This is a genomic window from Tahibacter aquaticus (assembly GCF_004363655.1).
In the GTDB taxonomy this organism is placed as follows: Bacteria; Pseudomonadota; Gammaproteobacteria; order Xanthomonadales; family Rhodanobacteraceae; genus Tahibacter; species Tahibacter aquaticus.
Window position 1 is genome coordinate 1 of sequence record NZ_SNZH01000047.1, and the last position, 4874, is coordinate 4874.

Genomic DNA, 4874 nt, shown 5'->3' on the forward strand with positions numbered 1-4874 from the left:
GACGTGCTGCTGCAGTTGGTCGACAGCGTGGTCAACCTGCCGATCTCGTTCTTCGACGCCAACGGCTTCCTCTACGACGTCGGCGGCAACGGCGGCCTGCTCAGCGGCCTGCACAACGTATTCGGCGGCAGCGGCCCCGACAGCGGCGGCCTGCGTCTTGAGCTGATACGCAACAACGTCGCCGTGCCCTTCACCAACGGCGACGGCAGCCTGGGACGCCTGCGCGGCGACGGCCAGGAAGTGGAGTTGGACGAGAACCACGCCTTCGGCCTTCGCGTCGTTCGCCGCGTGCTGGCCCCGCGTGCCGGTTATTTCGTGCGCTACATTGAAACCCTGGAAAACCTGGGCTCCAGTCCCATCAGCATCGATGTGCGCGTGCGCACCCACCACAACGGTGCCGACGGCAACCCGCGCGTCGTCGACAGCTCCGACGGCGACCCGATCCTGTCGATTACCGATCTTCAGCTGCGCGACCGCTGGGTCGTCGTCGACGACCAGAGCGACAACGACCCCTTCACTGCCAACAGCAGTCCGCCCAGCGCCCATCTGTTCGACGGCAGCGGCGCGGCCGTGCAGGTTGCGCAGGCCGAATACGAGCTGATCGGCCTGGTCGGGCGCCTGAGCTACCGCTGGAACAGCCTCACCGTGGCGCCGGGCCAACGCGTCTCGCTGATGCATTTCGCGCTGAACCAGATCGGTCGCCAGAACGCGCGCGAAGCGGCGCTGCGTCTGGCCCAGCTGCCGCCCGAGGCGGTCGACGGCCTGACCACGGACGAGCGCCGCGCCATCGTCAACTTCGCCGTGCCGGACCATTCCGCGCTGGGACCGCTGCCCAACCTCGCCGCCGGCGTGATCGACGGTCGCGTGCTCTCCGGCGACGGCGTCACGCCCATCGCCAGCGCCGCCGTCACCTTCCGCAGCAAGCACCCGTTGTTCGCCCGTGCCCGGTCCACCACCAGCGATGCACAAGGTGCGTTCGAATTCCGCTCGCGCCTGGACGGCTCGTCCAACAATGCCGTGGTTCCCATCCACGCTTTCGACCTGGTCGCGCGCCATCCCAACGCCGGCACCAGCACCGCGACCACGCCCGGCGATTTCGTGCCGACGCAGACGCAGACCACGCAGGACCTGGTCTTCGTCGGCAGCGGTGACTTGCGCGGTCTGGTCAAGCGGCACAACCAGGCCACGGTCGGCGGCGCGGTACTGCGCCTGTGTACCCTCGACGACCGCAACCGCTGCAACGAAGGCCAGTCCGCACCGATCAACTCGACCGTGTCGGCCGAAGACGGCAGCTACGCCCTGCTGGCGAACGTGCCGCGCAACTACTTCGTGTTTGCCGACCAGCCGCATCCACAGGGCAGCCCGCTGTTCGGCCGCGGCCAGGGTACCGTGGTCGCCGGCCGCGTGACCGTGGTGCCTGTGGCGATGGAACCCACCGGTTCCGTCATCGGAACCGTGCGTTCCGCCGACGGCACGCCGGTGGTCAACGCCCGCGTGGTGTTGTTCATCGACGGCACGCCGCCGCGCGTACGCGAAGCGCTCAGCGACACGTCGGGCGATTACGGCTTGTTCGACGTGCCGTTGGGCGAGCACCGCATCACCGCGACCGACGCCATCAGCCAGGCCACCGCCGAGGCCATGGTGACGGTGACCACGGACGGTGTAGCGCGGCGCGACCTCACGCTGGCGGCTTTCGGTCAGATCCAAGTTTCGGTGGAGTTCGCCCGCGGCGCGCCGGCCGGCGGCGCCGTGGTCTTGCTCAACGAAGGCGCGCCCGTCAGCGCCGACAGCAACGGTGTGGTGCGCTTCCCGGTTGCGGCCGGCACCTACCGCGTCGAAGCCCTGCATCCGCACAACCCCACGGCGGCGTTGCGCGGCCACGTCGAGGCCACGGTCAGCAGCAGCGGCCAGCAGGTCGCCGTGCGCGTCGTGCTCGGCGCCGCTGGGAGCGTGCACGGCCGCATCGTGCGGCCCGACGGCACCACGCTGGCGGGGGGCTTCCCGTACGAGATCCGGCAGATCGGCGGTGGCGACTACCGCGACGCGACGCGGCAGACCTCGCCCGAAGGCAATTACGTCCGCGCCGGCCTGCCGTTGGGACGCTACCTGATCACCGCCTACGACGCGGCGCAGGACCGCTTCGCCGACGCCGAGTTCGACGTCATCGCCGACGACGGCGACACGGAGGTCAACCTCACCCTGCTGGACAACCGCATCGCGCTACCGGCCAACCTGCGCGACGCCAACCGCTTCCTTTACGACGTGCAGCCCGACGGTTCCCTCGCCACCGGCAGCAGCAAGGCCTACGACCACGGTGCCGTGCAGCTCAGCGTCAACGGTCAGGCGTTCGGCGGTGCCAGCAGCGCACGCCTGCAGGCGGCGCGGCGCCAGTTCCAGATCGAGCAGCTGGGCAGCGTCGCAGGCCTCAGGCTGTCGCGTCAGGTCTACGTGCCGCGCGGCAGCTATTTCGCGCGGTATATCGACAGCTTCGAGAACCCCGGCGCCGCACCGGTCAGCGTGGCCGTCGCCGTGCAGAGCCGCATGCCGCTGGCCAGCATCGTTGCCACCTCGTCCGGCGATGCTGCGGTCGATGCGGCCGACCGCTGGGTAGTGGCCGACGACGAGGACGATGGCGACATCAGCCTGTCGAAACAGTCGCCGAGCCTGGCCCACGTGTTCGCTGCCACTTCCGGTGCTCAGGCGCCCGACAGCGTGGCGTTCGTCGAGGACAACGGCGTCGGCGTGCTCACCCAGACGTGGTCGACGCTGACGGTGCCGGCGGGTGCCAAGGTGTCGCTGCTGCATTTCGCCGTGCAGCAGATCAACCGCCGCGGCGCGCGCGCGGCCGCCGAACGCCTGGTGCAGCTGCCGCCGGAGGCGCTGAGCGACCTGTCGCCGGCCGAGGCGGCCGCAGTCGCCAACTTCGCCGTACCCGCGGACTTGAGCAGCAGCGTCGAGCCGCTGCCGTCGCTGACCGCCAGCGTCCGCGGTATCGTTTACGAAGGCGACGGGCGCATTGCGGTGCCCGGTACCCACGTCACCGCGCAGTCCGAACATCCGCTGTTCAACCGCCAATGGGGTCTGCGTTCCGACGGAATGTCCGGGTGTCCCAGCGGGACGGCGATCGGCGGCCTGGTGGCCGGCAGCGGCGGCGCTGGCCAGCCGCCGGCCGGCAGCTACCGTTTCGACGGTCAGCTCGGCGCCGACGATTCGGTCGCCGTGCCCGAGGGCGTGGCCGTTAACCTTGAAGCGCAGCCGGACAGCGGCTGCTTCGAGGATTTTGCGGGCCATCCGGTCACGCAAATTCCGTCGCGCCGTGCGACGGTGACGCCCTCGGGCGAGCAGGATCTGTTGTTCGACAGCGGCGTCATTTACGGCACGGCGGTGGGACCGGCGGACTATTCCGTGACCCACGGTCGGGCGTACTTGTCGATCCACGATCCCGATCCGCCGAACAACGACTACGTTCCCGTCGGACTAGATGCCACGTTCGCCTATCCGGGCCTGCCGCCAGGCCGCTACGACTTCATCTTCGACATCCCGCATCCGCAGGCGCAAACACCCGAACGCCGCCTGCGTGGTCTGAGCAAACAGGTCGAGATCGCTGTGGGCCAGATCAAGGCCATCGAAGTGCCGATGCAGCCCACCGGCCGCGTGCAGGGAACCGCGCTGACGGCCAACGCTGAGGCGGTGGTGAACGCGCGCGTGAAGTTGTCCGGCGTGGCCGCAGGCCAGAGCTACGACCAGTGCGACAGCGGCTGCGCCGCCGCCGCGTTGGGGGTCAACCGCGGCAAACGGCCGGTGCAGCGCGAAGCGGTCACCGACACCCTCGGCCGCTTCGACTTCAGCGCTGTGCCGGCGGGCAGCTACCGTCTCACCGTGATCGACCCGATCTCCGGTGCCGACAACGTTTCCACGTTCGACGTCGAGGCCGGACTGCAGCCGACCGTGCGCGAAGTGGTTCTGCTGCCTCTGGGCTCGGTCCAGTTGCAGGTGAACTCCGCCGCCGGCAATCCGGTGGTCGACGCCAACGTCTACCTGCGTTCCAGCACCTTCGCCGGCGAACGCGTGGCCGGGCGCACCGACGCGCAAGGCCGCGTGCTCGTGGCCAACGTTCCCCAGGGCGACTACACCGTGCGCGTCACCGATCCGCGCTTTGGAACGGCTGAGAGCGACCGCCAAGTCAGCGGCAGCATCGCCGTGGGCGGTGAGCGCGACGATTACACCGTGGTGTTGCGACCGGCGGCGCGGTTGCGCGTGCGGGCGCTCGACGCCGACGCCGGAAACGCCGCGATGGAGGACGTGCGCGTCCTCTACGCCGTGGGCGGCGCACCGTTGGCCGAGATCGGTCGCACCGGTGCCGACGGCTGGTTCGACGCCGGGCTCAAACTCGACGGCGAGCACCGCTACCAGCTCATCGCGAGCGACGGCCGCCAAAACGGCACGCGCTTCGTCGTCGATGCCGCCGCCGACAGCCAAGTGCTGGCGCGCGAGCTCTTGCTGGGCAGCAGCCTGGAGCGCGACGGCGTGCTCGGCTTCGCGGGCGAGCGTCAACTGCTCGGCCTGACGTTGGCGGCCAGCGATCGGCTGAGCCTGTCGATCCGGGCCTTCGTCCAGGGCACGGCACCGGATACCTGCGCCGTGCGCGTGCAGCTCTATGGCACCGATCGCAGCTTGCTTGCCGAGGGTTACGGGGACGGCGCCGCCGGTGGCTACCAGCAGGTCAACCTCAGCGGCGATCTGCGCGACACCGTCGCCGGTTCCGCGGGTTTTTACACGATTGCACTTTCCACACTGGACCCCGTCTGTGCCTTGGCCGGCTACCGCGTCGGCGCCAGCGTCGGCGGCGCGGCCCACCCACTGGACGAGTACCA

Annotated in this window: 1 protein-coding gene; it reads left to right on the top strand. The window is 69.6% G+C overall.

Translation table 11 applies throughout. From position 1 onward, the window contains the following. Positions 1-4874 (top strand): carboxypeptidase-like regulatory domain-containing protein (locus tag DFR29_RS28670; protein ID WP_133822062.1); only part of this gene is annotated, 4874 nt, incomplete at both ends.